Source organism: Streptomyces venezuelae, from assembly GCF_008642375.1.
GTDB classification, from domain to species: Bacteria; Actinomycetota; Actinomycetes; order Streptomycetales; family Streptomycetaceae; genus Streptomyces; species Streptomyces venezuelae_G.
Genome location: NZ_CP029194.1, coordinates 1,117,873 through 1,142,351 on the forward strand (window position 1 = coordinate 1,117,873; position 24,479 = coordinate 1,142,351).

The window sequence follows — 24,479 nt, forward strand, 5'->3', positions numbered from 1 at the left end:
AGCTGCGGGAGGACGAGAAGCGGGATCAGCCCGCCACGCGTTCGATCCAGGCGGTGAGGTCGGCGACGACCTCGTCCCGGTTGGTCTCGTTGAGGACCTCGTGGCGTGCGCCCTCGTAGCTGCGGTACGTGAGGTCGGTGAGCCCGGCCTCGCGGTAGCGGGCGACCAGCAGGTCGGAGAGGGCGAGGCGGGCGTTGAGCGGGTCGTGGTCGCCGACCAGTACGTAGACCGGCAGGCCCGCCGGGATGCCCTCGGGTACGGCGAGCCGGCCCGCCGCGGCCCCCATGTCGGCCATCCCCCGGTCGTCGGCGGCGAAGCCGCAGAGCGGGTCGGCGAGGTACGCGTCGACCTGCTTCTCGTCACGGCTGAGCCAGTCCGCCTCCGTACGGTTGGGCGCGAAGGCGGCGTTGAAGGCGTCGAAGACCCCGCCTCCATCGACGCCCGCCTCCGCGGCCTGCCGGGCGGCCTCCGCGAGTCCCGCGAGCAGCCCGTCCACGGCCGTCGTCCCGGAGAGGGCGACGCCGTCGACGAGGGCGGCGTGGTCCAGGAGGTACTGCTGGGCGGCGAAGGAGCCCATGCTGTGTCCCAGGAGGATCACCGGCACCCCGGGGTGCCGGTCGCGCGCGATCCGGGTGAGGGCGGCGATGTCCTCGACGAGGAGGTTCCAGCCGTCCTCGCCGAAGTGGCCCGCGCCCGCGTGCATCGAGAGTCCGTGGCCGCGGTGGTCCCCCGCGTAGACGACGAAGCCGAGGCCGGTGAGATGCTCGGCGAGCGGGGCGTAACGGGCGGCGTGCTCGCCCATGCCGTGCGCGATCTGCACGACGCCCCGCGCCTCCCCCTCGGGGAGCCACGTGTGGACGTGGATGGCGATCCCGTCGCGGGAGGTGAAGGTGAACATCGCGGCTCCTGACTCGTAACGCGAAACGCGTGACTCGTGAATCGTGACCGTGTGACTCGTGACTGCGCACTCCGGACACTGACGCCCGGACACCGTAACGGTGTTCGGCAATGCCGAACACCGCTACGGTGGGGTGATCCCCGTCTCAGCCGCTCACCCGGTCACTCCACCGCTCGGCCCACCGGGCGGTTCTCCTTCACGGTGATCCGGCCCTTGCGGATCGTGGCCAGGCGGGGCGCGCGGCGGGCGACAGCGCTGTCGTGCGTGACCATGACGAAGGTCAGACCGTGCTCCTCGCAGAGCCCTTCGAGGAGGTCGACGATCTCGTCGCGCATCGACTCGTCGAGATTGCCCGTCGGTTCGTCGGCGAGCAGCACCTTCGGCCGCTTCACCAGGGCGCGGGCGATGGCCACGCGCTGCTGCTGGCCGCCGGAGAGCTCGGACGGCAGATGCCCGAGGCGCTCGCCGAGCCCGACCGAGTCCAGAGCCTCGGCCGCCCTGTCGCGGCGGTCGGCGGCCTTGACACCGAGCGGGACCAGCGCGGTCTCCACGTTCTCCAGGGCGGTGAGGGTGGGGATGAGGTTGAAGCTCTGGAAGACGAAGCCGATGTTCTGGCCGCGTACGGCCGTCAGGCGGCGCTCCGAGAGCTGCGCCAGGTCGGTGCCGTCGAGGAGGACGCTGCCGGAGGTGGGGCGGTCGAGGCCGCCGAGCATCTGGAGCAGGGTGGACTTGCCGCCGCCCGTGGGGCCCTGGATGACCAGTCGGTCCCCCTGTCCGATGGCGAGGTCGACGCCGGCGAGTGCGTCGACTCTGGTCCGGCCGCGCCGGTACTGCTTGGTGACGCCGATGAGTTCGTACATGGTGGGACTCCTGTGTGAGGTGGTGCGGTGCGGGCGGGCGACTACTCGACGCGGCGCAGCGCGTCGGCGGGGCGCAGGCGCGAGGCGCGCCACGCGCCGAAGCCGCCCGCGACGAGACCGCCGCCGAGGGCCAGGAGCACGGCGAGACCGACGGTGGCCACGCCGACGGGGGCGGTGAGGGCGATGTCGATGGTCTTGCCGACGGCCGTACGGGCTCCGCCGGGGCCGCCGGCGGCTCCGCCGAAGACCATCCCGCCGCCGCCCCGCCCGGCGAAGCCGCCGACGCTCGCGCCGAGTTCGGCAGTGAGGTTCGGGCTGACGGCGGTGACCGCGTACGCTCCGGCGAGGCCGGCCGCGATGCCGAGGGCGCCGCCGACGACGCCGTTGACGAGGGCCTCGCCGACGACCTGGCGCGTGACGCGGGCGCTCGTCCAGCCGAGCGCCTTGAGCGTGCCGAACTCGCGGACGCGGCGGCCGACCGCCGAGGAGGTGAGCAGGCCGGCGACGACGACCGCGGCGAGGAGCACCGCGTACGAGAGCCACTTGCCCATGGTGGAGGCGAGGTTCGCGGCGGTGTCCAGGGAGCCGGAGACCGTCTGGGCGAGGTCGGCCGAGGTGGTGACGGTCGTGCCGGAGACGTTCTTCTGGATGGCCGTCTTGACCGCCTCGATCTTCGTCGAATCCGTGGCCTTCACGTAGATCGTGGTGATCTTGCCGGTGGAGGCGGAGAGCGTCTGCGCCTGCTTCAGGGGCAGGTAGACCTGGGCGGCCGACTGGCCGCTGTCGGCGGTCGCGATCCCGATGATCTCGAACGACACGCCCTTGACCGCCAGCTTCCCGCCGACCGCGAGCCCCTCCTGCTGGGCGTAGGCACTGTCGAGGACGGCGACCTTCGCGTCGGTCTCGGTGGTCTTGAAGGTGCGGCCCGTGGAGACGGTGGAGGTGGTGAGGGGGCCGAGGTCGGGGGCCGTGACGTCGGTGCCGTAGATCGTGAAGGAGTCGACGTCGAAGGCGGCGCCGCCGCCGGTGACCGTGTCGCCGGGACCGCCCGAGCCGCCGCCGGTGGCATCACCCGGCTGAACGGACGGGCCGGGCTGGGCGGGCTGCGCCTGCTGCCCGGGCTGCTGCTCGCCGCGCTGGATCCGGCCGCGCGTGAACTCGCCGTCGATCTTGAGGTTGACGAGGCTCAGACCGCCCACCGCCCGGTCGACACCCTGCTGCTTCGCGACCGTGGCGACGGTGGAGTCCGCGAGGGTCTGGAAGCCCTGGACCATCAGGCGGTCGCTGCTCTGCTTCTCCTCCCCCTCCTCCTGGCCCTCGAACTCGAACCGGGGTCGCTGCGGCCGCGCTCCCTCCTGGAGCTGCTCCTGGGCCTTGGTCACCGTCAGGTCCGTACCGAGCCCGTACAGGGACTCGAGCACCTTGCCCTGGGCGACCTTCATGCCGGAGGAGACGGAGTTGACGACGATGACCAGCGCGATCCCGAGCGCGAGCCCGGAGGCGACGACGAGCGCCGCCTTTCTGCGGCGGCGCAGCTCGCGCCGGAGGTAGGTGAAGAACATGGCGCGAAGGTAGGAGCGGCGTGTGATGGTGGGATAAGGCCCGCGTGAGAGCCGGATGAGAGCACGTCAGCCTCGTGGGCCTGCCCAGGGAATCGGCCGGTTCCCTGGGCAGGCCGGACCTCCCGGTGGCAGAGTCGGCGCCATGTCCGACAACGGGGGAACGGTCAGGCCGGGAACGGCGCACGAGGGTCCGATGCGGCCGGTGCCGCCGGACGCGGCACGGCAGGGTCCGGTGACCGCGCTGCTCGACGCCACCGGGATGTTCTTCAAGCCGGCGCGGGACGCGTTCCCCGGGGCGCGCCCGGCCGACTGGGCGGCCGCCGCCGCCCTGGACCCGGGCTCGGTCGGGCCCGACGGAGCCTGGCGGCTGGACTTCCGGTGCTTCGCCGTCGCCGACCCTGGCGGCACGGGCTGGACCCTGATCGACGCGGGCGTGGGCCCCGCGGAGGGTCCCGGAGCGCCCTGGTGCCCCGTCCCGGGCCGGCTGCCGGACCTGCTCGCGGAGGCCGGGATCGACCGGCGCGACATCCACACCGTGGTCCTGACGCACCTGCACGAGGACCACACGGGCTGGGCCGCCGAGGCCTCGGGGCGGCCCTTCTTCCCGGACGCCCGGTACGTCGTCCAGAGCGCGGAGACGGCCGCGCTCGACCGGAGCGACCCGGTGTGGTCCTGGGTCGTCGAACCACTGCGGGCCGCCGGTCGGTTGCACGAGGTCGACGGCGTGCACCGGCTCCGCCCGGGTGTCACGCTGCTGCCCACGCCGGGGCACACACCCGGCCACCAGTCGGTCCTCGTCGAGCACGCCGACGGCCGGGACGTCCTGGTCACCGGCGACCTCCTCGTCCACGCCGTCCAGCTCGCCGCACCGGCCGTCGCGTACGCCCACGAACGCGATCCCGCGACGGCGCGGGCCTCCCGCGAGAAGCTGCTCGCGCGGGCCGTCGAACGCGGCGCGGTGCTGGCGACGGCCCACCTGACCCGCCCGTTCGTCGAACCGTCCGGGTCCTGATCACCGGCGGTGTCCCGGTCACCCGCCGAGTCCCTCCTTGAGGAGCGTCAGGCGACCGTCGTGGCGTAGGCGAGCGGGTCCGACAGGACGTCGTGGAGGACGAGGGCCGCCGCGCCCCGGGCCGCGTCGGACGTCGGGGAGGCGGCGCGGAGGCGGGCGGAGTCCGGGGGCCAGAGGCCCGAGACGACGCGGGCGGAGAGTTCCTCGGCGACGGCCGGGGCGAGCCAGGGCATGAGCAGCGGGTAGATGCCGCCGAGGACGACGGCCTCGGGGTCGAGGAGGTTCACGGCGCCCGACAGGGCGCGGCCGAGCATGCGGCCCGCCTCGGCGAGCGCGCCGAGCGTGCGCGGGTCCCCGGTCTCGGCACGGCGTACGAGCTCCGCGACGTCGGAGGCCTCCGCCGCCCGCAGCAGCGCGGCCTGGCCCGCGTACTGCTCCAGGCAGCCGCGTGATCCGCAGCGGCAGCGGGGGCCCTCGGCGTCGACGACCAGGTGGCCGATCTCGCCGGCGAAGCCGTGTGCGCCGCGCAGGAGTTCACCGCGGACGACGATCGCGCCGCCGACGCCGATCTCGCCGGTCAGGTGCAGGAAGGTCCGCAGGTCGCCGAGCGCGCCGAACCACAGCTCGGCGAGGGCCGCCATGTTGGCCTCGTTGTCGGAGGTCAGGGCCAGGCCCGCCGGGCCGCCGGTGCCGGGGCGCCGCGCGGCGAGGGCCTCGCCGAAGAGGCGCTCGGCGGCCACCTCGTTCCAGCCGAGGTTGGGCGCCTGCCGGACGGTCCCGCGGGTGACGAGCCCGGGCAGGGCGAGCCCGGCTCCGGCCGGAACCAGCCCCACTGCTGCCGCCTCGTCGAGGGCTTCCGCCGCGATGCGGGCGGCCCGGTCCAGGACCTCGGCCGCGTCGGCCGCGCGGTTGTCGAGGCGCTCGCTGCGCCGGACGCGGTCGGTGCCGGTCAGGTCGGCGACGCAGACCGTCACGTAGTCGATGTTGACCTCGACGCCGAGTCCCGCGGGACCGGTGTCCGCCGGTTTCAGCACGGTGCCCGGCCGGCCCGCCTGCCCGCTGAACGTCTTGCCCGACTCGACGAGGAAGCCGAGGTCGAGGAGCTGCTCGACGAGCGAGGAGACCGCGGGCCGGGTGAGTCCGACGCGGGCGGCGACGGCGGCCCTGGTCGTCTCGCCCGCCTCGTGGACGGTCCGCAGGACGAGACTCAGGTTGTGCCGGCGCACTCCCGACTTGTCGGCCTTGGGTTCCGTGGGCTGGTTCATGGTGAGCAAAAGCCTAGTCGTCCCTTTCGCTCACCCGAAAACAGTTCGGTGACCGAACTGTTTTCGGTTACGGTCTCCCCATGACGCTTCCGCGCGACTACCGCGGCCAGACCTGCGCCCTCTCCCGCTCCATGGAGATCGTCGGCGAGCGCTGGACGCTGCTCATCCTGCGCGACGCCTTCTACGGGGTCCGGAGGTTCGGGGAGTTCGCGGCGCACCTCGCGGTCCCCCGGGCCGTCCTCACCGACCGGCTCGCCGCCCTCGTCGAGGCAGGCGTCCTGGACCGGCGGCCCGAGACGGGCGCCGGCCGCCGCGAGGTCTACGTCCTGACACCCAAGGGGATCGCCCTCTGGCCGGCCGTCCGCGCGCTCACCGCCTGGGGCGAGGAGTTCTACGCGGCGGAGGGCGGCCCGCGCCGCGTCTTCCGGCACGTCGGCGACGAGGCCCCCATCGGCCCCGAGGGCCACTGCACCGGCTGCGGAACGGCCGTACCCGTCGGAGACGTCCTGGTCGCCCCCGGTCCGGGGCTCCCGCCCCCGGCCGAGGGCGCCGACCCGGTGACGGCGGCGCTCGCCCGCCCGCACCGGCTGCTCACCCCCCTGCTCACCACCGCGCCCCAGCGGCGCACCACGAGAGGTTCGCACCCATGAAGATCCTGGTCGTCGGCGCCGGTGCCACCGGTGGCTACTTCGGCGCACTGCTCGCCCGGTCCGGGCAGGACGTCACCTTCCTGGTCCGCCCGGCCCGCGCCGCCGCGCTGCGTGAGCGCGGGCTGCGGGTCGTCGGCAGGGACGAGGAGTGGGTCGTCGCTCCGCGGCTCGTCACGGCCGACGAACTGACCGGCCCGTACGACCTCGTCCTGCTCTCGGTGAAGTCCACCGGGCTCGACCGGGCCGTCGAGGACGTCGCGCCGGCCGTCGGCCCCCACACCGCCGTCGTCCCGCTCCTCAACGGCCTCGCCCACATCGACGTCCTCAACGCCCGGTTCGGCGCGCCCGCCGTCCTCGGCGGGGTGGCCAAGGTCGTCACGACGCTCGACGCGACCGGTGACATCCGGCGGCTGGCCCCGCTCGCCCATCTGGCCTTCGGTGAGCAGGACGGCACGGTCTCCCCGCGCGTGGAGCGGATCAGGGCCGTCCTCGAAGCGGCGGGGATCGACGCGCCGGTGCCGGAGCGGGTCGTGACGGCGATGTGGCACAAGTGGGTCTTCATCACGACCTTCGGCGCCGTGACGAGCCTGATGCGCGGCACCGTCGGCGAGGTGTACGACACCCCGGGCGGGCCCGCGCTCGGACCCGCGGTCCTGGACGAGGCCGCCGCGGTCGCCGCCGCGGCGGGCCATCCCGTACCGGAGGCGGAGCGGGCGGCGACGCTCGCCGTGGTGTCCGCGCCGGGCTCGCCGATGGTGCCGTCCCTTTACCGCGATCTGACGGCGGGGCACCCCACCGAGGTCGAGCACCTCTTCGGCGATCTGACCGGCCGTGCGCGCGACTTCGGTGTGGCGACCCCGCTGCTCGACCTGGCGACCCTGCACCTGCGGGTCCACCAGCGCCGGGTCGGCGCGTCGGCGGCCGGCCAGTAGGCCGAATCCCCGGGCCGACGGGCCAGGCCGACGGGCCGGGCCCGTCGGCCTGGGCGCCGCGCCGTCAGGCGAGGTCGTCCAGCGGCGTGCCCGGCGCGAGTTCCGCCGCGATGAGCTCGGCGACCGCCTGGGCCATGTTGCCGTCGGGCGTGGTCGCGGTCTTCGTGGCGGAGACCGCGATGGCGAGACGTTCGGACGGGAGGTATGCCTGGATCGCCGCGTACCCCGAGAAGGACGGGTTCTGGATCACCCAGCCGTTGATCACGATGACGCCGAGGCCGAAGTGCTTGGCCTCGGTCTGCTTCAGGCAGATCGAGGCGGGGCACTTCTCGGTCGCGCCGCCGAGGCCGACCGTGCCGGGGTCGAGCAGGGTGCGGTAGGAGCGGGGCGAGAGGAGCTCGCCGCTGCCGATGGCCTGGGCCGAGCGGGCCAGGTCGCAGATGTGGGTGGTGATGACGGCGCCGGGCGCGGTGGTCCACGAGGGGTTCCAGAAGGTGGACTCCTCGTAGAAGCCCCGGTCCGAGGTGAAGGCGTGGAGGGCGGGTCGCGGGGTGTCGGGGGTGAAGTTGTTCTGCGTGTCGCGCAGTTCGAGGGGGCCGGTGACCTTCTCCCTCACGAGCCGGTCGATCCGTACTCCGGTGATCTTCTCCAACGCGGCTACCAGGAGTACGTAGTTGGCGTGGGAGTAGCTCCAACTGGCCCCCGGCTCGTACCAGAACGAGTGGCGGAGGGGGTACGCGACCAGCTCCTCCGGGGTCCAGGCGCGGAAGGGGTGGGCCTCCAGTTCGGCGAGGAAGGCCGGGTCCGTGACGTAGTCGTGGAGGCCGGTGGTGTTGGTGGCCAGCATCCGCAGGGTGATCCTGTCGGCCTTGGGCAGGTCGGGCAGCCAGCGCTCCACGGTGTCGTCGAGCCGGACCCTCTTCTCCTCGACGAGCCGGAGGAGGGCCGTTCCGATGTGGGCGAAGGCGACGGAGCCGGCGCGGAAGTGCATGTCCGGCTCGGCCGGGACACCCGTCATGGACTCGCCCAGCGCGTCGGTGACGACCTCGCGCCCGTCGACGGTGACCCGCAGCTGCACGGCCTTCAGGCGGAGGTCCTTCTTGGCCTTGCGGGTGACGGCCAGGATCCGGCGGGCCCGGTCGTCGCGGGGGTCCTCGGTCCGCACGCAGTCGCGCCCACCGTGTCCGGAACGGCCGCCGGGCTCCTCGGCGGACACGGGCGCGGCGGCGGTCGTCTGGACGGTGACGGCGAGGAGGGCGGCGCCGAGCAGGGCCCTGCGGGCGCCCGCCCGGGGACGCGTACGGGGCAGCGTCCGGGTACGGAAGGGGGTGCGTGTCATGGGCCGCACCATGTCCGGATCACGGTCGGCGCCTGCCGGAACACTCCGCACACGACGCCGGACGCGCCCGTGCGGGGCAGACGCCTGACGCCGTTCGGACGCAACGTCACGCGGAGGCGGCCCGGCGGAAACCGGGGTGCGGACCGACGGTGCCGTGCGGTGTGATCGGGGCATGGGAATCGTGTCGGGTACGCCGGAAGTCGACGGACTGGGTCGCGCTGTGGGCGCGCTGCGGGAATGGCAGGACGACGGTGCGCCGTTCCAGCTGCATCCGGGGGACGTGGGCTGGTTCTGGCGGTCGGGTGGGGAAGCGACCGCCGCCGCGGTCAGGACGTGGAGCCGGGACGGACGGATTCTCGCCGTCGGGCTGCTGGACGGCCCCGGGCTGCTGCGCCTGACGATCGCGCCGGACGCACGGCGGGACGAGGAGCTGGCGCGGCGCCTGGTCGAGGACGTGACCGCGCCGGAGCGCGGGGTACTGCCCGAGGGGCGGGCGAGCATCGACACACCGACGGATGCCCTGGTCCAGGAGCTGCTGTCCGAACGCGGCTGGAACACCGACGAGCCGTGGACGCCCCTGCGCCGTGACCTCTCCGAACGGGTGCCCGACCCGGGCGTACGGATCGAGGTGGCCCGGCCGGAGCAGGCGCACGTGTACGCCGCCGTCCACCGGGCGGCGTTCGACGGGTCGCCGTTCACGGAGGACCGTTGGCACGCGATGGCGGCCGGACTGCCGTTCGCCGACGCCCGGTGCCTCGTCGCGTACGACGACGAGGGAGAGGCCGTGGCGGCGGTGACGGTGTGGTCGGCCGGCCCGGGCAGGCCCGGACTGCTCGAACCGCTGGGCGTGCACCGGGCCCATCGGGGCCGCGGCCACGGCCGGGCGATCAGCCTCGCCGCGGCGGCCGCCCTCCGGGAGCTGGGCGCGTCGACCGCGCTCGTCTGCACCCCGAGCGCGAACACCGGCGCCGTCGCCACCTACGAGTCGGCCGGCTTCCGCAAAGCCCCCGAGGTCCGGGACCGGTGCCGGCAGGCGTCGTAGGGCGCGCCCTCGGCGCCCGCGCGCTGTCCAGCCGTTTGCACCGCTGCCACCTCGCCGGTCCCCCGGCGAGGTGGCAGCCGCCTGCTTCCGTCTCGCCCGGCCCTCAGGCCTCGGCGTCCTGCGGGTACCAGCGCAGTTCGACCGTGTTGCCGTCCGGGTCCTTCACGTAGACCGACTGGGCCGAACCGCGCGCGCCCCAGCGCGGGACGGGGCCCTCCAGGACGTCGAACGTCCCGGAGTCGATGACCTCCTGCCAGTCAAGGGGATCCACGACCAGGCAGATGTGGTCGACGTTGGACTCGCCGCGCGGACGCGAGAAGAGGTCGATGACCGTGCCCTCGTCGATGCGCACGGACGGGAAGGGGACCTTGCCGGCCCGCCACTCCTCGACCCGCTCGGGAGCGAGGCCCAGCGCACCGGTGTAGAAGTCGAGCGCCTTGTCGACGTCGGTCACGTTGAGTACGAGGTGGTCGAAGGCTTTGACTCGCATGTGTGGGATCCCCGTTCTGGAAGGTGGTTCGGGTCCGGCCGTGCCGGAGCCAGATGATCATGCAGGTCGGGAAGTCGACGATCAAGTGCTCGGTGCGACTCCGGTGTGGTCACACGGTCGGGATCCGGGCGCGCAGGAGACAGAACTCGTTGCCTTCCGGGTCGGCCAGGACGTGCCAGTTCTCGGTGCCGTCCTGGCCCACGTCGGCGGGTCTGGCGCCGAGCGCGAGCAGGCGCGCCAGCTCGGCGTCCTGGTCCCGGTCCGTGGGGTTGACGTCGATGTGCAGGCGGAGCTTCCCGGTGCGCGGGTCGCTGCTCGGGCTGAGGATCATGGTGGGCTGCGGGCCCCCGAAGCCGGTGTCCGGCGGCCCGATCTCGATGCTTCCGTCGTCCTCCCGGCCGAGTTCGACGTAGCCGAGGACCTCGCTCCAGAACACGGCGAGCCGGGCCGGGTCCACGCAGTCGACGACCAGTTCGCTGATGCGGCATGCCATGCCGTCAGTCTAAGGAGAGGGCCGTGGAATTGTCGGCACCGATCGTCGTTCTCAGGGCTCGTCGCAGCCCGGCGTCAGCGGTAGTCGTCGGGGTGGTCCTGCATCCAGGTGGTGATCCGGTCGCGCGTGCCGGTCAACAGGCTCCGGTGCTTCTTCAGGTTCTCGAAGGAACGGTCGCCGTCCAGCTCTCCGTCGAGCTTCTCGATCAGCGCGATCGGCTCGGGGAAGTGCCCGGGCCCCTTCGGGTCCGCCTTCATGGCCCGGTCCAGGCGGTGGAGTTCGTCATGGACCCTTCCCAGGAAGGACTCGCAGTTGCCGGGGTGCCGCACGAGTCGTTCAGGGTCGCCTGGAGCCCGGCGAAGGCGTCGCGGACCCGTTCGGGGGGGCGTGTCCCCGGGGGTCGAGGAGGCGTCCGGAGCACCTGTCCCGGACCCGGACCCCTCCGCGGGCGATGCGCCGGGCTCCTCGTCGGCCGAAGCCGAAGCCGAAGCCGTCGTCCCGGCCGACCCGGGCGACCCGGCCGCGCGGGCCGTCTCACGCGTGCCGCTCGCGTCGTCGGCACCGCAGCCCACACCGAGTACGGCCAGGGCCACGGCCACCGCCACCGCGCCCGGTGCCGAGAACTGGGACATACGACTCCCCCTTGGTCTGCTGATCGTGGAAACCGCCGACCTTGCAGAACTCCTGTTCCCGGCAGGTCAGCGCAGAGGGCCCGGGCTCGCCGCCGTGAGGACTCCGGCGATCCGGTCCCACGTCTCCGCGGAGCGTGCCAGCGGCGGCAGGAGTTCACCCGCGCCCGTGCCCCAGGCGTGGGCCAGAGCCACAGGGTCCTCGCCGGTCACCGCGCCCCCGGCCAGGGCGGCGGCGCCGAGGGCGACGAGTTCCTCGGCGGCGGGGACGACCAGGGGCCGCCCGGAGAGCCTGCGTACGGTGTCGGTCCAGGTCCTGCCGCGCGCGCCGCCCCCGATCAGGCGCAGCGGACGGTCACGTACCGCGGAGTCCGTCAGGTCGAGGCCGCAGGCGGCGAGGAGTCCGTCGAGGGCGCGCAGGACGGTGAAGGCCGCGCCCTCGTAGGCGGCGCCGAGGATCGCGCGCGGGTCGGTGGTGTGGCGCAGGCCGGTGACGAGACCGGCGGCGTGCGGCAGGTCGGGGGTGCGTTCGCCGTCCAGGTACGGCAGGACCACGACCCCCGCGTCGCCGCCCGGCACCGCGTCCTCGCGGTCGAGGCCGAAGAGGGCGGCGAACCGGTCGACGGCGAGCGTGCAGTTGAGGGTGCAGCCGAGCGGAAGGTACGTGCCGTCGGTGGCTGCGAAGCCGGCCAGCCCGGGGTCGGCCGGCCTGGTGCGGGTGGCGGCGAAGACCGTGCCGGAGGTGCCGAGGCTGACCACCGGGTGGTCGAGCAGGCCCGCGCCGCCGAGGCCGAGGCCGACGGCCGCCGCCATGTTGTCGCCGGTGCCGGCGGCGACGACGACCGTACGGGGCAGTCCGAGGGCCTCCGCCGCGGCCGCGGTGAGGGTGCCGACGCGGGTGGCGCCGGAGGGGGCGACGGCGGGCAGGAGGGCCGGGTCGAGAGCGAGGAGGTCCAGGATCTCGGGGTCGTAGCCGCCGCCGCTTCCTGTGCCCCTGGCGCTTCCCCTGACCCCGCCGCTTTCGGCGCCGCCACCGCTTCCGTACCAGCACGTCCCCGACGCGTCCCCGGGGTCCGTGACCGCGTGGCCCGTCAGGCGTTCGGTGAGGTAGTCGTGCGGGAGGCGGACCCCGGTGGCCGCGGCGGCGTGCGCCGGCTCGTGCTCGCACAGCCACTGCCACTTCGCGGCGGTCATGGAGGCGACGGGCACCGAACCGGTGCGCTCCAGCCAGGACTTCGGCCCGCCGAGCCCGGCGGCGAGGGCGGCGGCCTCCGGCGCGGAGCGGGTGTCGTTCCAGAGCAGCGCCGGGCGCAGGGGCCGGCCGTCGGCGCCGAGCGTGACGAGGCCGTGCTGCTGTCCGGCGACCGCGATGCCGGTGACGGCGGACGCCGGGACGCCCGCGTCCCGTACCGCCGCACGGACGGCCGTCGTGAGGGCGGTCCACCACTCCTCGGGGTCGCTCTCCCGCGCGCCGCCCTCCCCGGTGACGGTGTGCGGGGCGCGGCCGACGGCGAGGAGCTCACCGGTCACGGTGTCGACGGCAACGGCCTTGGTGGACTGCGTCGAGCTGTCCACGCCGATCACGACGGAGCGGCTGGTGCGCGTGGGCACGCCCTCACCTCATCTCTCTGGGTCGTCTTCTCGTGTTTTTCGCTGATTGCCCCGGATGCGGGTCTGGCGTCGCGGCACCCTCATCCCGTATTAGTTATCTCAGATAACAAATCACGAGAGCAAGGGAAGGACACATCGTGCCGGAGCTCTTCTCCCCCACCCCCGAGGACCGCTTCACCTTCGGCCTCTGGACCGTCGGCTGGCAGGGCCGCGACCCCTTCGGCGAGGCCACCCGCCCCGCCCTGGACCCGGTCGAGGCCGTCGAACGGCTCGCCGCCCTCGGCGCGTACGGCATCACGTTCCACGACGACGACCTCATCCCCTTCGGCGCCTCGGAGGATGAGCGCGACACCGCCGTCAAGCGTTTCCGCGCGGCGCTGGAGCGGACCGGGCTCGCGGTCCCCATGGCGACGACCAATCTCTTCACCCACCCCGTCTTCAAGGACGGCGCCTTCACCGCCAACGACCGGGACGTGCGCCGCTTCGCCCTGCGCAAGACCCTCCGCAACATCGACCTGGCCGTCGAGCTCGGCGCGACCGTGTACGTGGCCTGGGGCGGCCGGGAGGGCGCCGAGTCCGGTGCCGCCAAGGACGTCCGGGTCGCGCTCGACCGGATGAAGGAGGCCTTCGACCTCCTCGGGGAGTACGTCACCGAGCAGGGCTACGACCTGCGCTTCGCGATCGAGCCCAAGCCGAACGAGCCGCGCGGCGACATCCTGCTGCCCACCATCGGGCACGCCCTCGCCTTCATCGAGCGCCTGGAGCGCCCCGAGCTCGTCGGCGTGAACCCCGAGACGGGTCACGAGCAGATGGCCGGGCTCAACTTCCCGCACGGCATCGCGCAGGCGCTGTGGGCGGGCAAGCTCTTCCACATCGACCTCAACGGCCAGTCGGGCATCAAGTACGACCAGGACTTCCGCTTCGGGGCCGGCGATCTGCGCCAGGCCTTCTGGCTGGTGGACCTCCTGGAGACGGCCGGGTACACGGGCCCGCGCCACTTCGACTTCAAGCCCGTCCGCACGGACGGCTTCGACGGGGTGTGGGAGTCCGCGAAGAACTGCATGCGCAACTACCTGATCCTGAAGGAGCGCGCGGCCGCCTTCCGCGCCGACCCCGACGTCCAGGGGGCGCTGACCGCCTCACGACTGCCCGAGCTCGCCGTGCCCACGGCCGCCGACGGCCTCGCCGCGCTGCTCGCCGACCCCACGGCGTACGAGACCTTCGACGCGGACGCGGCGGCCGCCCGCTCGATGGCCTTCGAGCACCTCGACCAGCTGGCCCTGGAGCACCTCCTCGGCGTCCGCTGAGCCTCCGAGGAGCGGGCGGGCGTCAGCGCGTGGCGAGAGTCGAGCGGCGGACGACCAGCTCCGGCTGGAGCACCACGTGTTCGTGCCGGTGCTCGTCCGCCCGCTCGCCGGTCTCCTCCAGGAGCAGTTCGGCGGCCTTCGCCCCGAGGGTGACCGCCGGCTGCCGCACGGAGGTCAGGGGTACGGTCGCGGCCGCCGCGAACTCGATGTCGTCGTAGCCGACGATGGCCATGTCCTCCGGGACCCGGACCCCGGCCGCGTACAGCGACTGGAGGACCCCGAGGGCCAGCAGGTCGTTGGCGCAGAAGACGGCGGTCGGCCGCTCGGAGAGGCCGAGCAGGCGGGCGCCGGCGTCGCGCCCGGAGGCCACGTCGAGGCGCTCGGCCGGGAGCTCCCGGAGGGCCGAGGCGGGCAGGCCGGCCTCGGCGAGCGCGAGGAGGGCGCCCTCGCGCCGGTCGCGGATCTGCTGGAGGTGGGACGGGCCGCTGACATAGGCGAAGGAGCGGTGTCCCGCCGCCGCGAGGTGGCGGATCGCGAGGGTGCCGCCGACGACGTCGTCGACGGAGACCGAGCAGCCGGCGCCGTCGCCCGCGACGCGGTCGACGAGCACGGAGGGGATGCCGTGGCGGCGGAACTCCCGGAGGTTCGCGCCGCTGGGGTCGGCGGGCGTGACGAGGACGCCCCGGACGCGCTGCTCGGCGAAGAGGGAGAGGTAGTCGGCCTCGTCGGCCGGGTTCTGGTCGCTGTTGCAGACCATGACGCCGAGGCCGGCGGCGCGGGCGGTGCGCTCGGCTCCCCGGGCGATGTCGACGAAGAAGGGGTTGCCCATGTCGAGGACGAGCAGGGCCATGATCCTGCTGCGCCCGGCGCGCAGCTGGCGGGCCGACTCGCTGCGGACGTAGCCGAGGCGGGCGATGACCCGCCGCACGTGCTGGAGCGTCGCGGGCGAGACCCGGTCCGGCTGGTTGATCACATTGGAGACGGTGCCGACGGAGACGCCCGCCTCGCGTGCCACGTCTTTGATGCCGACGGTCCCGACCGTCCGCGCGGTGTCCGTCATCCGTCCCACCTGGTCCGTCCTGCCCCTGCCGCCACCCGGTCCGGGTGGGCTTCCGCCCCGCGTTTCATCCTATGCGGCCCCACCTGCCCGCCCTCCCCCTCCGCTCACGCGAGGTGGAAGACCTCGGTCAGCGGGCGCATCGCCGCGTCGGGCGCCCGCCCGTCCGGTTCCTCGAAGAACTCCGCCATCTCGGCCTGCCAGCGGGCGTTGACCTCGGCGGCCTCCATCGCCGCGCGCGCCCGGTCGAAGTCCGGGGTCTCCAGGTAGCCGACGAGCAGCCCGTCCTCGCGCAGGAAGAGGGAGTAGTTGTGCCAGCCGGCGGCGGAGAGCGCCGCGAGCATGTCGGCCCAGACGTGCTCGTGGCGTGCGCGGTACTCGTCCGCCCGCTCGGCCCGGACCTTCAGCAGGAAACAGACCCGCTGCATGTTCACCCTCCGCTCCTCGTGTGACTGAAATGTTTCATTTCTCAGGATCGCGACGCTAGGACGTGAGCGCCTCCATGGTCAAGAGTCTTGACGACACACCGGGCTATGGCTAGCTTCCCCCCCATAATGAATCGATTCATTTCATGGCTCCGAGGACTCTGAGGTGGACATGCCCGACATCGCTGCCGTGAAGGCCGCACTCGCCGCCCAGCGGATCGAAACGCCCTCCTGGGGCTACGGCAACTCCGGGACCCGGTTCAAGGTCTTCGCGCAGCCGGGCGTGCCCCGGACCCCTTACGAGAAGCTCGACGACGCGGCCCAGGTCCAGACGTTCACGGGCGTCGCCCCGAAGGTGTCGCTGCACATCCCGTGGGACCGGGTCGACGACTACGTGGCCCTCGCCTCGTACGCGAAGGAGCGCGGGCTCGAACTGGGCGCGATCAACTCCAACACCTTCCAGGACGACACGTACAGGCTCGGCAGTGTCTGCCACCCGGACGCCGCCGTGCGCCGCAGCGCCGTGGACCATCTCCTCGACTGCGTCGACATCATGGACGCGACCGGCTCGGCCGATCTGAAGCTGTGGTTCGCGGACGGCACGAACTACCCCGGGCAGGACGACGTCACCGCCCGGCAGGAGCGGCTCGCGGAATGCCTCGCCGAGGTGTACGAGCGGCTCGGCGAGGGGCAGCGGATGCTCCTGGAGTACAAGTTCTTCGAGCCGGCCTTCTACACGACCGACGTGCCGGACTGGGGCACGGCCTACGCGCACTGCCTCAAGCTGGGTCCCAGGGCGCAGGTGGTCGTGGACACCGGCCACCACGCGCCCGGCACCAACATCGAGTTCATCGTCGCCCTGCTGCTGCGGGAGGGGAGGCTCGGCGGCTTCGACTTCAACTCGCGCTTCTACGCGGACGACGACCTGATGGCCGGCGCGGCCGACCCCTTCCAGCTCTTCCGGATCATGCACGAGGTCGTCCGCAACGGCGGCCTCGCACCGGCGGCGAACGTCGCCTTCATGCTCGACCAGTGCCACAACATCGAGGCGAAGGTGCCCGCGGTGATCCGCTCGGTGGCCAACGTCCAGGAGGCCACGGCCAAGGCACTGCTCGTCGACGGCGACGCCCTGGCCGCCGCCCAGCGGGACGGGGACGTGCTCGCCGCCAACGCCGTCCTGATGGACGCCTACGACACCGACGTACGGCCCCTGCTGCGCGCGCTGCGCGAGGAGCGGGGCCTCGACCCGGACCCGGTCGCCGCCTACCTCCGCTCCGGACGGCAGGAGCGGATCGCCGCCGAGCGCGTCGGCGGGGACCAGGCCGGCTGGGGCGCGTAGCCCCCCTCGCTCTCCGTTCACCTCCCGCCCGAAGGAAGACCACATGACCCCGGCCACACCCCTCGCCGTCACCTCTCTCCTGGGACGTGCGCACCGGCTCGGCGCCGACCCCCGTACCACCAACTACGCCGGCGGCAACGCCTCCGCGAAGGGCTCCGTCACCGATCCCGTGACCGGCGGCCCGACCGACCTCATGTGGGTCAAGGGATCCGGCGGCGACCTGGGCACGCTCACCGAGGACGGGCTCGCGGTGCTGCGGCTCGACCGGCTGCGCGCGCTCGTCGACGTCTACCCGGGCGTCGAGCGCGAGGACGAGATGGTCGCCGCCTTCGACCACTGCCTGTACGGGAAGGGGGGCGCGGCCCCGTCCATCGACACCGCCATGCACGGCCTGGTGCCCGCGGCCCACGTCGACCACCTCCACCCGGACGCGGGGATCGCGCTCGCCTGCGCGGCCGACGGGGAGAAGCTGACCGCCGAGTGCTTCGGCGACACGGTGGTGTGGGTGCCGTGGCGGCGCCCCGGATTCCAGCTGGGCCTGGACATCGCCGCGGTGAAGGCGGCCCACCCGGCGGCGATCGGCGTCGTCCTCGGCGGCCACGGCATCACCGCCTGGGGCGAGACCTCCGAGGAGTGCGAGCGCAACGCGCTGCACATCATCCGCACCGCCGAGGCCTTCCTCGTCGAGCGGGGCCGCCCGGAGCCCTTCGGCCCGGCCGTCGAGGGGTACGCGCCGCTGCCCGAGGCCGAGCGGCGGGAGCGGGCCGCCGCGCTCGCCCCGTACGTCCGGGGGCTCGCCTCGCAGGACCGTCCGCAGGTCGGGCACTTCACGGACTCCGACGCGGTCCTCGACTTCCTCGCCCGTGCCGAGCACCCGCGGCTCGCCGCCCTCGGCACGTCCTGCCCCGACCACTTCCTGCGGACGAAGGTCCGGCCGCTCGTCCTCGACCTGCCGGCCGACGCGCCCCTCGACCTGGCGGTCGAGCGACTGCGGGAGCTGCACACCGCCTATCGCGAGGAGTACGCGGCGTACTACGCGCGCCACGCCGCCGCGGACTCCCCCGCCATGCGGGGCGCCGACCCGGCGATCGTCCTCGTCCCGGGCGTCGGCATGTTCTCCTTCGGGCGCGACAAGCAGACGGCACGGGTGGCGGGCGAGTTCTACGTCAACGCGATCAACGTGATGCGCGGGGCGGAGGCGGTCTCGGCGTACGCGCCGATCGAGGAGTCGGAGAAGTTCCGCATCGAGTACTGGGAGCTGGAGGAGGCGAAGCTGCGGAGGATGCCGCGACCGAAGCCGCTCGCGACCAGGGTCGCGCTCGTGACGGGCGCGGGCAGTGGCATCGGCCGGGCGATCGCACACCGGCTGGTCGCGGAGGGCGCGTGCGTGGTGGTCGCCGACCTCGACGCCGCCAACGCGGCTGTCGTGGCGGAGGAGTTGGGCGGGCCGGACAAGGCGGTGGCGGTCGCCGTGGACGTGACGTCGGAGGAGCGGATCGGCGCGGCCTTCCGGTCGGCGCTGCTCGCCTTCGGCGGGGTGGACCTGGTCGTGAACAACGCGGGCATCTCCCTCTCCAAGTCGCTCCTGGAGACGACGGCGAAGGACTGGGACGTCCAGCACGACGTCATGGCGCGGGGTTCGTTCCTCGTCTCCCGGGAGGCGGCACGGGTGATGACGGCCCAGGGGCTGGGCGGCGACATCGTCTACATCGTCTCCAAGAACGCGGTCTTCGCCGGCCCGAACAACATCGCCTACTCCGCCACGAAGGCCGACCAGGCCCATCAAGTGCGGCTCCTGGCAGCCGAGCTGGGTGAGCACGGCATCCGGGTCAACGGCGTCAACCCGGACGGTGTGGTACGCGGATCGGGCATCTTCGCCGGCGGCTGGGGAGCCCGGCGGGCCGCCACGTACGGCATCGCGGAGGAGGATCTGGGTGCCTTCTACGCCCAGCGGACGCTGCTGAAGCGGGAGGTGCTGCCCGAGCACGTCGCCAACGCGGTGTTCGCGCTCACCGGCGGCGACCTCAGCCATACGACCGGCCTGCACGTCCCGGTGGACGCGGGCGTGGCCGCCGCGTTCCTCCGGTGAGCGGGTCGACCACCCGGCCCCGCGACGTCTTCGCTGCCGTGGATCTCGGGGCCACCAGCGGGCGGGTGATGCTCGGCCGCGTCGGCCCCGGGACCCTCGACCTCACCGAGGCGCACCGCTTCCCCAACACGCCGGTCCGTCTGCCGGACGGGCTGCGCTGGGACGTCCTCGGCCTCTACCGGGGCGTCCTGGACGGACTGCGCGCGGCCGCCCGCTCCGGCGGGGTCGCCTCCGTCGGCGTCGACACCTGGGGCGTGGACTACGGGCTCCTCGACGCGGACGGCGCCCTCCTCGGCGTTCCGTACCACTACCGCGACGCGCGCACCGAGGGAGCCGCCGAGGCCGTGTGGGCGCGGGTCGGCCCGGCGGAGATGTACCGGGTCACCGGCCTCCAGCACCTGCCGTTCAACACCGTCTTCCAGCTCGCCGCCGCCACCGGCAGCACCCAACTGGCGGCGGCGGGAACGCTGTTGCTGATGCCGGACCTGATGGTCCACTGGCTGACGGGGACGCTCGGGGCCGAGGAGACCAACGCCTCCACCACGGGCCTCTTCGACGCCCGCGCGGGCACCTGGTCCACGGAGCTGCTCGGCAGGCTCGGGGTGGATGCCGGGCTGCTGCCGCCGCTCCGCTCCCCCGGCGACCCGGCGGGCGAACTCCTCCCTCACGTCGTAGAGTTCACCGGGCTCGACGCCCGGACCCGGGTGACGACGGTCGCTTCGCACGACACGGCGTCGGCCGTGGTCGCCGTCCCGGCCACCGCCCCGGACTTCGCCTATCTGTCCTGCGGCACCTGGTCGCTCGCGGGACTGGAGCTGGACGGCCCGGTGCTCACCGAGGAGTCCCGGGCCGCCAACTTCACCAACGAGCGCGGTGTCGACGGCACCGTCCGATTCCTCCGGAACATCATGGGCCTGTGGCTCCTGGAGGAGTGCCGCCGGGCGTGGGCGTCACAGGGGCAGGGGCAGGCGCCATCCGGCCTGCCCGACCTGCTCGCGGCGGCGGCGCGGGCGGAGCCTTTCGCGGCGCTCGTCGACCCGGACGCACCGGAGTTCCTGGCCCCGGGCGACATGCCGGAGCGGATACGGGCCCACTGCCGCGGGTCCGGGCAGCGGGCACCCGAGAGCCCGGGAGCGGTGGTCCGCTGCGTCCTGGAGAGCCTGGCGCTGGCCCACCGGAGGACGCTGCGGCAGGCCGCCGAGCTGGCCGGCCGGGAGATCACACGGGTCCATCTCGTGGGCGGCGGGGCGCGCAACGAGCTGCTGTGCCAGTGGACGGCGGACGCCACCGGGCTGCCGGTGGCCGCCGGCCCGGTCGAGGCCACGGCCCTCGGCAACGTCCTCGTGCAGGCGCGGGCCGCGGGGCTCGTCGGCGACCTGCCCTCGACGCGTCGGCTCGTCGCGGCGACGCAGCCCCTGCGACACTACGTACCGCGGAAGGACCCCGCCGGCCGCGCCGCCTGGGACGCGGCCGCCGCCCGAATCGAACCGTCCCCGAGGAACCCGTGATGCGCGTCGCCCTCTTCGTCACCTGCGTCAACGACGCCGTCTTCCCCGCGACGGGCGTGGCGACGGTCCGGCTCCTCGAACGGCTCGGCGTGGAGGTCGACTTCCCCGCCGCGCAGACCTGTTGCGGGCAACCGCAGTTCAACACCGGCTACCGGGAGGAGACCGGTCCGCTGGTGCGGCGCACGGTCCGGGCCTTCGAGGGGTACGAGTACGTCGTCGTCCCGTCCGGCTCCTGCGCGGCGATGGTGCGGCACCACTACCCGTCGTTCGGCACGGAGGCGGCGGCCCTCGGTCCGCGCGTGTACGAGCTGACGGAGTTCCTGGTGGACGTGCTCGGTGTGACGGACGTGGGCGCGTACTTCCCGCACAAGGTGACGTACCACCCGTCCTGTCACGGGCTCCGGATGCTCGGGCTCGGCGAGCGGCCCCGGCGGCTCCTGGAGGCGGTGAAGGGTCTGGAGCTCGTGGAGCTGCCGGGGGCGGAGGAGTGCTGCGGCTTCGGCGGGACCTTCGCGGTGAAGAACCCGGACGTGTCGGCCGCCATGGGCGCCGACAAGATCACGAACGCGCTGTCCACGGGGGCGGAGGTGCTGTGCGGCGCGGACAACTCCTGCCTGCTGCATCTCGGCGGCATGCTGAGACGGCGGGAAGACCCGCTGCGCGCCCTGCACTTGGCGGAGATCCTGGCGAGCACGGAAGAGGAGCCCTGGCGGTGAGTGACAAGAAGGTGCGCGCGTCAGCGCTCGATGAGGGGCGGCGGTCGGGTGACGGGAGGGCGTTCATGGGGATGCCGTCCTTTCCGAAGGCGGCGCACGACGCGGTCGGTGACACGACCCTCCGCGCGAACCTGCGGCACGCGACACACACGATCCGGGACAAGCGGGCGCGGGCAGTGGCCGAGCTCGACGACTGGGCCGCGCTGCGGGAGGCAGGGAAGCGGATCAAGGACGAGACGCTCCGCCGTCTGGACACGTATCTGGTCCGGTTGGAGGCGGCGGTGACGGCCGCGGGCGGCACCGTGCACTGGGCCGCGGACGCGGCGGAGGCCAACCGGATCGTCGCCGCTCTGGTCAGGGCCACGGGCGAGACGGAGGTCGTCAAGGTCAAGTCGATGGCCACCCAGGAGATCCGGCTCAACGAACACCTGGAGGCCGAGGGCATCGCCGCCTACGAGACGGACCTCGCCGAGCTCATCGTGCAGCTCGGCGAGGACCGCCCCTCGCACATCCTGGTCCCGGCCATCCACCGCAACCGTGGCGAGATCCGCGACATCTTCAAGGAGAAGATGGGGAGTTGGGGCCGCCCGGCACCGGAGGGGCTGAGCGACACCCCGGCCGAGCTCGCGGAGGCGGCCCGCCTGCACCTGCGGGAGAAGTTCCTGCGGGCCAAGGTGGGGATCTCGGGGGCGAACTTCATGGTCGCCGAGACCGGCACCCTGGTCGTCGTCGAGTCCGAGGGCAACGGCCGCATGTGCCTGACCCTGCCCGAGACCCTCATCTCCGTCGTCGGGATCGAGAAGGTGGTGCCGACCTGGCGGGACCTGGAGGTGTTCCTCCAGACGCTGCCCCGCTCGTCGACGGCCGAGCGCATGAACCCGTACACCAGCATGTGGACCGGCACGGCCGACGAGGACGGGCCGCGCGCCTTCCATCTGGTGCTCCTCGACAACGGCCGTACGGACGCCCTGGCCGACGAGGTGGGGCGCCAGGCGCTGCGCTGCATCCGCTGCTCGGCCTGCCTCAACGTCTGCCCGGTGTACGAGCGGGCCGGCGGCCACGCGTACGGCTCGGTCTACCCCGGGCCGATCGGCGCCATCCTCACCCCCCAACTCCGGGGCACCAGCAGCGAGATCGACGCGTCACTGCCGTACGCCTCCTCGCTGTGCGGCGCCTGCTACGAAGTGTGCCCGGTCGCCATCGACATCCCCGAGGTCCTGGTGCACCTGCGCGAGCGGGTCGCCGAGGAGGGCGGGAGCGGCCACCGGCTGGAGAAGGCCGCGATCAAGGCCGCCTCCTGGATCCTCGACCGTCCGAACGTCCTGGCCGCCGGTGAGCGGCTGGCGTCCGCGACCCGCAAGGTCCACCCGAAGCGCCTGCCGGGCCCCGGCGCCCGGCAGTGGTCCGACCACCGGGACCTGCCCGAACTGCCCGCCGAACCGTTCCGCGACTGGTGGAGGAAGAACCGCTCATGACCGACGCCGTCTCCGCACGCGAGCGGATCCTCGCCCGGGTCCGCGCGGCCGTCGCGAACGCGCCCGAGGCCCCCGCCGTCGCCCGCGACTACCGGACGAGCCACACCGCGGACGACCCCGCGGCCGTCCTCGGCCTGCTCCACGAGAACCTCGCCGACTACCGCGCCCACGTCCACCGCACGGCCCCCGCCGACCTCGCCGCCCTGGTCGCCGAGCGGCTCGCGGAGCGCGGTGCCCGGAGCATCGCCGTCCCGCCCGGGCTGCCCGAGGCGTGGCTCGCCGCCACGGACGCCGTCCGGCGGCCCGACGAGCCCCGGCTCACCCCGTACGAACTCGACGGCGTCGACGCCGTGGTCACGGGCTGCGCGCTGGCGATCGCCGAGACCGGCACGATCGTCCTCGACGGCGGTCCCGGGCAGGGCCGCCGCGCCCTCACCCTCGTCCCCGACCTGCACGTCTGCGTGGTCCTGGCGCCGGAGCAGGTGGTGGCCTCGGTGCCGCTGGCGCTCCCCCGGCTCGACCCGGGGCGTCCGCTCACCTGGATCTCCGGGCCGTCCGCGACGAGCGACATCGAGCTCGACCGGGTCGAAGGCGTCCACGGCCCGCGCACCCTGGAAGTGATCCTGGTGACCGGCGACTGACGCCGAACGGCCGGGCCCCCGAAGGAGCCAGGCCGTTCCCGTTCGCCACGACCGTTCGCCACGACCGTTCGTCGCGCCCGTTCTCCACGTCCGTTCGCTACGCCGATTCCCGGCGGACGAGCTCCGTGGGCAGGATGACCGCCGCGGGTTCCTCGCCCGCTATCCGGGCGAGGAGCGTCCGCACCATCTCGGTGCTGATGCGGTCCCACGGCTGGCGGATCGTGGTGAGCGAGGGGCGGCTGGAGAGGGCCGCCGGGGAGTCGTCGAAGCCGCCCACGGCGATGTCCTCGGGGACGCGCCGGCCCGCGCGGGCCAGGGTGTCGAGGACGCCCTGCGCCATCAGGTCGGAGGCGACGAAGACGGCGTCGATGTCGGGAGCGCGCTCCAGGAGGACGCGGGCCGCGTCCTCACCGCTCGCCCGGCTGTAGTCGCCGGTGGCGACGAGGTTCTCGTCGACGGGGAGTCCGACCTCGGCGAGCGTCTCGCGGTAGCCGGCGAGGCGCTCGACGCCGCCCGGGGTGTCGAGCGGGCCGGTGACGGTGGCGATCCGCCGCCGCCCCGAGGCGTGGAGGTGACGCACCATGTCGCGGGCGCCGTCACGGTCGTCGGCGGCGACGTAGCCGATCTTGGCGGTCTGGCCGAGCGGCTTTCCGCAGGCGACGACGGGCACACCGGCCTCGTGCAGCCGGGCCACGACGGGGTCGCCGGAGTGGCTGGAGACGAGGAGGACGCCGTCGACGTGGCCGGCCTCGATGTAGCGGAGGTTGCGGCGGCGTTCGTCCTCGGTGCCCGCGATCATCAGGAGGAGCGGGATGTCCTGGGCGGCGAGGGCCTGGGTGCAGGCGCGCAGCAGGACGTTGAAGTTGGGGTCCTCGAAGAACCGCTCCTGCGGCTCGGTCAGGAGGAAGGCGACCGAGTCGGACTTGCCGGTGATCAGCGAGCGGGCGTGCCGGTTGACGACGTATCCCGTTCTGCGGATCGCCGCGTCGACGGCGGCCTTCGCCGACGGGCTGACGTAGTGGCCGCCGTTGAGGACACGGGAGACGGTGCCGCGCGAGACCCCGGCCTCGCGGGCCACGTCGTGGATGGTCGCAGGGCGGCGCCTTCCCGCTGCTGTGCTCATGTTGCTGTGCCCATGC

General features: G+C 73.5%; 23 protein-coding genes. 11 read left to right on the forward strand and 12 right to left on the reverse strand.

Going from position 1 to position 24,479, the window contains the following annotated elements:
• Positions 1-25: 25 nt before the first annotated feature.
• From DEJ46_RS04855 to DEJ46_RS04865, 3 genes are all read right to left on the reverse strand, one after another.
• Complete coding sequence (locus tag DEJ46_RS04855) at positions 26-898, reverse strand: alpha/beta fold hydrolase (RefSeq protein ID WP_150264333.1); 873 nt, start codon at positions 896-898, stop codon at positions 26-28.
• Positions 899-1,059: 161 nt separating this feature from the next.
• Complete coding sequence (locus tag DEJ46_RS04860) at positions 1,060-1,758, reverse strand: ABC transporter ATP-binding protein (protein ID WP_150264334.1); 699 nt, start codon at positions 1,756-1,758, stop codon at positions 1,060-1,062.
• Positions 1,759-1,799: 41 nt separating this feature from the next.
• Positions 1,800-3,320 (reverse strand): ABC transporter permease, encoded by a 1,521-nt coding sequence (locus tag DEJ46_RS04865; protein ID WP_150264335.1) that lies wholly within the window; start codon positions 3,318-3,320, stop codon positions 1,800-1,802.
• Positions 3,321-3,513: 193 nt separating this feature from the next.
• Here DEJ46_RS04865 and DEJ46_RS04870 point away from each other — a divergent pair, with 193 nt between their 5' ends.
• On the forward strand, positions 3,514-4,332 hold the full coding sequence (locus DEJ46_RS04870) for an MBL fold metallo-hydrolase (protein ID WP_150274106.1): 819 nt from the start codon (positions 3,514-3,516) through the stop codon (positions 4,330-4,332).
• A 47-nt stretch (positions 4,333-4,379) separates the two neighbouring features.
• Here DEJ46_RS04870 and DEJ46_RS04875 read toward each other — a convergent pair whose 3' ends face one another.
• The gene (locus DEJ46_RS04875; protein ID WP_150264336.1) at positions 4,380-5,597 is read right to left on the reverse strand and encodes an ROK family transcriptional regulator; all 1,218 of its coding nucleotides are present in this window, start codon (positions 5,595-5,597) and stop codon (positions 4,380-4,382) included.
• Between the two features lie 80 nt (positions 5,598-5,677).
• Here DEJ46_RS04875 and DEJ46_RS04880 point away from each other — a divergent pair, with 80 nt between their 5' ends.
• Entirely contained in the window at positions 5,678-6,247 is a 570-nt protein-coding gene (locus DEJ46_RS04880) for a winged helix-turn-helix transcriptional regulator (RefSeq protein ID WP_150264337.1), read from the forward strand.
• Complete coding sequence (locus DEJ46_RS04885; protein ID WP_150264338.1) at positions 6,244-7,179, forward strand: ketopantoate reductase family protein; 936 nt, start codon at positions 6,244-6,246, stop codon at positions 7,177-7,179. The genes DEJ46_RS04880 and DEJ46_RS04885 overlap by 4 nt, the downstream gene beginning before the upstream one ends.
• A 64-nt stretch (positions 7,180-7,243) precedes the next feature.
• On the opposite strand, the gene DEJ46_RS04890 is transcribed toward DEJ46_RS04885, so the two are convergent.
• Positions 7,244-8,518, reverse strand: a complete 1,275-nt coding sequence (locus DEJ46_RS04890; protein WP_190622443.1) for a serine hydrolase domain-containing protein — start codon at positions 8,516-8,518, stop codon at positions 7,244-7,246.
• Between the two features lie 172 nt (positions 8,519-8,690).
• Here DEJ46_RS04890 and DEJ46_RS04895 point away from each other — a divergent pair, with 172 nt between their 5' ends.
• Positions 8,691-9,560, forward strand: coding sequence for a GNAT family N-acetyltransferase (locus DEJ46_RS04895; RefSeq protein WP_150264339.1), 870 nt, complete (start codon positions 8,691-8,693; stop codon positions 9,558-9,560).
• Between the two features lie 103 nt (positions 9,561-9,663).
• On the opposite strand, the gene DEJ46_RS04900 is transcribed toward DEJ46_RS04895, so the two are convergent.
• From DEJ46_RS04900 to xylB, 4 genes are all read right to left on the reverse strand, one after another.
• Positions 9,664-10,050, reverse strand: a complete 387-nt coding sequence (locus DEJ46_RS04900; RefSeq protein ID WP_150264340.1) for a VOC family protein — start codon at positions 10,048-10,050, stop codon at positions 9,664-9,666.
• 109 nt (positions 10,051-10,159) lie between these two features.
• Positions 10,160-10,543 carry a VOC family protein gene (locus DEJ46_RS04905; RefSeq protein ID WP_150264341.1) on the reverse strand — a complete coding sequence of 128 codons (384 nt, stop codon included), beginning with the start codon at positions 10,541-10,543 and terminating at the stop codon, positions 10,160-10,162.
• A 74-nt stretch (positions 10,544-10,617) separates the two neighbouring features.
• Positions 10,618-10,872, reverse strand: a complete 255-nt coding sequence (locus DEJ46_RS39675) for a hypothetical protein (RefSeq protein WP_223834510.1) — start codon at positions 10,870-10,872, stop codon at positions 10,618-10,620.
• A 369-nt stretch (positions 10,873-11,241) separates the two neighbouring features.
• Positions 11,242-12,783, reverse strand: a complete 1,542-nt coding sequence (gene xylB / locus DEJ46_RS04915) for a xylulokinase (RefSeq protein ID WP_150264342.1) — start codon at positions 12,781-12,783, stop codon at positions 11,242-11,244.
• Positions 12,784-12,920: 137 nt separating this feature from the next.
• Between xylB and xylA the strand changes: the two genes are divergently transcribed.
• Entirely contained in the window at positions 12,921-14,090 is a 1,170-nt protein-coding gene (gene xylA / locus DEJ46_RS04920) for a xylose isomerase (RefSeq protein WP_150264343.1), read from the forward strand.
• A gap of 22 nt (positions 14,091-14,112) precedes the next feature.
• Here the strand turns inward: xylA and DEJ46_RS04925 are convergent, their stop codons facing one another.
• Complete coding sequence (locus DEJ46_RS04925; protein WP_150264344.1) at positions 14,113-15,150, reverse strand: LacI family DNA-binding transcriptional regulator; 1,038 nt, start codon at positions 15,148-15,150, stop codon at positions 14,113-14,115.
• 104 nt (positions 15,151-15,254) lie between these two features.
• Complete coding sequence (locus DEJ46_RS04930) at positions 15,255-15,575, reverse strand: L-rhamnose mutarotase (RefSeq protein ID WP_150274110.1); 321 nt, start codon at positions 15,573-15,575, stop codon at positions 15,255-15,257.
• A 169-nt stretch (positions 15,576-15,744) separates the two neighbouring features.
• On the opposite strand from DEJ46_RS04930, the gene rhaI reads away from it, so the two are divergent.
• The 6 genes from rhaI (at position 15,745) to DEJ46_RS04960 (ending at position 23,340) form a co-directional block, all read left to right on the forward strand.
• Positions 15,745-16,911, forward strand: a complete 1,167-nt coding sequence (gene rhaI / locus DEJ46_RS04935; RefSeq protein ID WP_150264345.1) for an L-rhamnose isomerase — start codon at positions 15,745-15,747, stop codon at positions 16,909-16,911.
• Between the two features lie 43 nt (positions 16,912-16,954).
• Positions 16,955-19,000: a bifunctional aldolase/short-chain dehydrogenase gene (locus DEJ46_RS04940; protein ID WP_150264346.1), complete on the forward strand. Its 2,046-nt coding sequence runs from the start codon at positions 16,955-16,957 to the stop codon at positions 18,998-19,000.
• A 68-nt stretch (positions 19,001-19,068) separates the two neighbouring features.
• Positions 19,069-20,508 (forward strand): rhamnulokinase, encoded by a 1,440-nt coding sequence (locus DEJ46_RS04945; RefSeq protein ID WP_150274112.1) that lies wholly within the window; start codon positions 19,069-19,071, stop codon positions 20,506-20,508.
• Entirely contained in the window at positions 20,508-21,224 is a 717-nt protein-coding gene (locus DEJ46_RS04950; RefSeq protein ID WP_150264347.1) for a (Fe-S)-binding protein, read from the forward strand. Before DEJ46_RS04945 ends, DEJ46_RS04950 begins: the two co-directional genes overlap by 1 nt.
• A gap of 65 nt (positions 21,225-21,289) precedes the next feature.
• A complete protein-coding gene (locus DEJ46_RS04955) occupies positions 21,290-22,699 on the forward strand; it encodes a LutB/LldF family L-lactate oxidation iron-sulfur protein (RefSeq protein WP_150274113.1) in 1,410 nt (469 codons plus the stop codon).
• Positions 22,696-23,340 (forward strand): lactate utilization protein C, encoded by a 645-nt coding sequence (locus DEJ46_RS04960; RefSeq protein WP_150264348.1) that lies wholly within the window; start codon positions 22,696-22,698, stop codon positions 23,338-23,340. The genes DEJ46_RS04955 and DEJ46_RS04960 overlap by 4 nt, the downstream gene beginning before the upstream one ends.
• Before the next feature lie 97 nt (positions 23,341-23,437).
• Here DEJ46_RS04960 and DEJ46_RS04965 read toward each other — a convergent pair whose 3' ends face one another.
• A complete protein-coding gene (locus DEJ46_RS04965) occupies positions 23,438-24,463 on the reverse strand; it encodes a LacI family DNA-binding transcriptional regulator (protein WP_150264349.1) in 1,026 nt (341 codons plus the stop codon).
• Positions 24,464-24,479: the final 16 nt, after the last annotated feature.

Coding starts and splice junctions, on each gene's coding strand:
- DEJ46_RS04955 (WP_150274113.1), top strand. CDS start 21,290: ATGGGGATGCCGTCCTTTCCGAAGGCGGCGCACGACGCGGTCGGTGAC.
- DEJ46_RS04905 (WP_150264341.1), bottom strand. CDS start 10,543: ATGGCATGCCGCATCAGCGAACTGGTCGTCGACTGCGTGGACCCGGCC.
- DEJ46_RS04900 (WP_150264340.1), bottom strand. CDS start 10,050: ATGCGAGTCAAAGCCTTCGACCACCTCGTACTCAACGTGACCGACGTC.
- DEJ46_RS04855 (WP_150264333.1), bottom strand. CDS start 898: ATGTTCACCTTCACCTCCCGCGACGGGATCGCCATCCACGTCCACACG.
- DEJ46_RS04925 (WP_150264344.1), bottom strand. CDS start 15,150: ATGACGGACACCGCGCGGACGGTCGGGACCGTCGGCATCAAAGACGTG.
- DEJ46_RS04865 (WP_150264335.1), bottom strand. CDS start 3,320: ATGTTCTTCACCTACCTCCGGCGCGAGCTGCGCCGCCGCAGAAAGGCG.
- DEJ46_RS04945 (WP_150274112.1), top strand. CDS start 19,069: ATGCTCGGCCGCGTCGGCCCCGGGACCCTCGACCTCACCGAGGCGCAC.
- DEJ46_RS04870 (WP_150274106.1), top strand. CDS start 3,514: ATGCGGCCGGTGCCGCCGGACGCGGCACGGCAGGGTCCGGTGACCGCG.
- DEJ46_RS04880 (WP_150264337.1), top strand. CDS start 5,678: ATGACGCTTCCGCGCGACTACCGCGGCCAGACCTGCGCCCTCTCCCGC.
- DEJ46_RS04950 (WP_150264347.1), top strand. CDS start 20,508: ATGCGCGTCGCCCTCTTCGTCACCTGCGTCAACGACGCCGTCTTCCCC.
- DEJ46_RS04885 (WP_150264338.1), top strand. CDS start 6,244: ATGAAGATCCTGGTCGTCGGCGCCGGTGCCACCGGTGGCTACTTCGGC.
- DEJ46_RS04965 (WP_150264349.1), bottom strand. CDS start 24,463: ATGAGCACAGCAGCGGGAAGGCGCCGCCCTGCGACCATCCACGACGTG.
- DEJ46_RS04930 (WP_150274110.1), bottom strand. CDS start 15,575: ATGCAGCGGGTCTGTTTCCTGCTGAAGGTCCGGGCCGAGCGGGCGGAC.
- DEJ46_RS04960 (WP_150264348.1), top strand. CDS start 22,696: ATGACCGACGCCGTCTCCGCACGCGAGCGGATCCTCGCCCGGGTCCGC.
- DEJ46_RS04940 (WP_150264346.1), top strand. CDS start 16,955: ATGACCCCGGCCACACCCCTCGCCGTCACCTCTCTCCTGGGACGTGCG.
- DEJ46_RS04895 (WP_150264339.1), top strand. CDS start 8,691: ATGGGAATCGTGTCGGGTACGCCGGAAGTCGACGGACTGGGTCGCGCT.
- DEJ46_RS04875 (WP_150264336.1), bottom strand. CDS start 5,597: ATGAACCAGCCCACGGAACCCAAGGCCGACAAGTCGGGAGTGCGCCGG.
- DEJ46_RS04860 (WP_150264334.1), bottom strand. CDS start 1,758: ATGTACGAACTCATCGGCGTCACCAAGCAGTACCGGCGCGGCCGGACC.
- DEJ46_RS04890 (WP_190622443.1), bottom strand. CDS start 8,518: ATGACACGCACCCCCTTCCGTACCCGGACGCTGCCCCGTACGCGTCCC.
- rhaI (WP_150264345.1), top strand. CDS start 15,745: ATGCCCGACATCGCTGCCGTGAAGGCCGCACTCGCCGCCCAGCGGATC.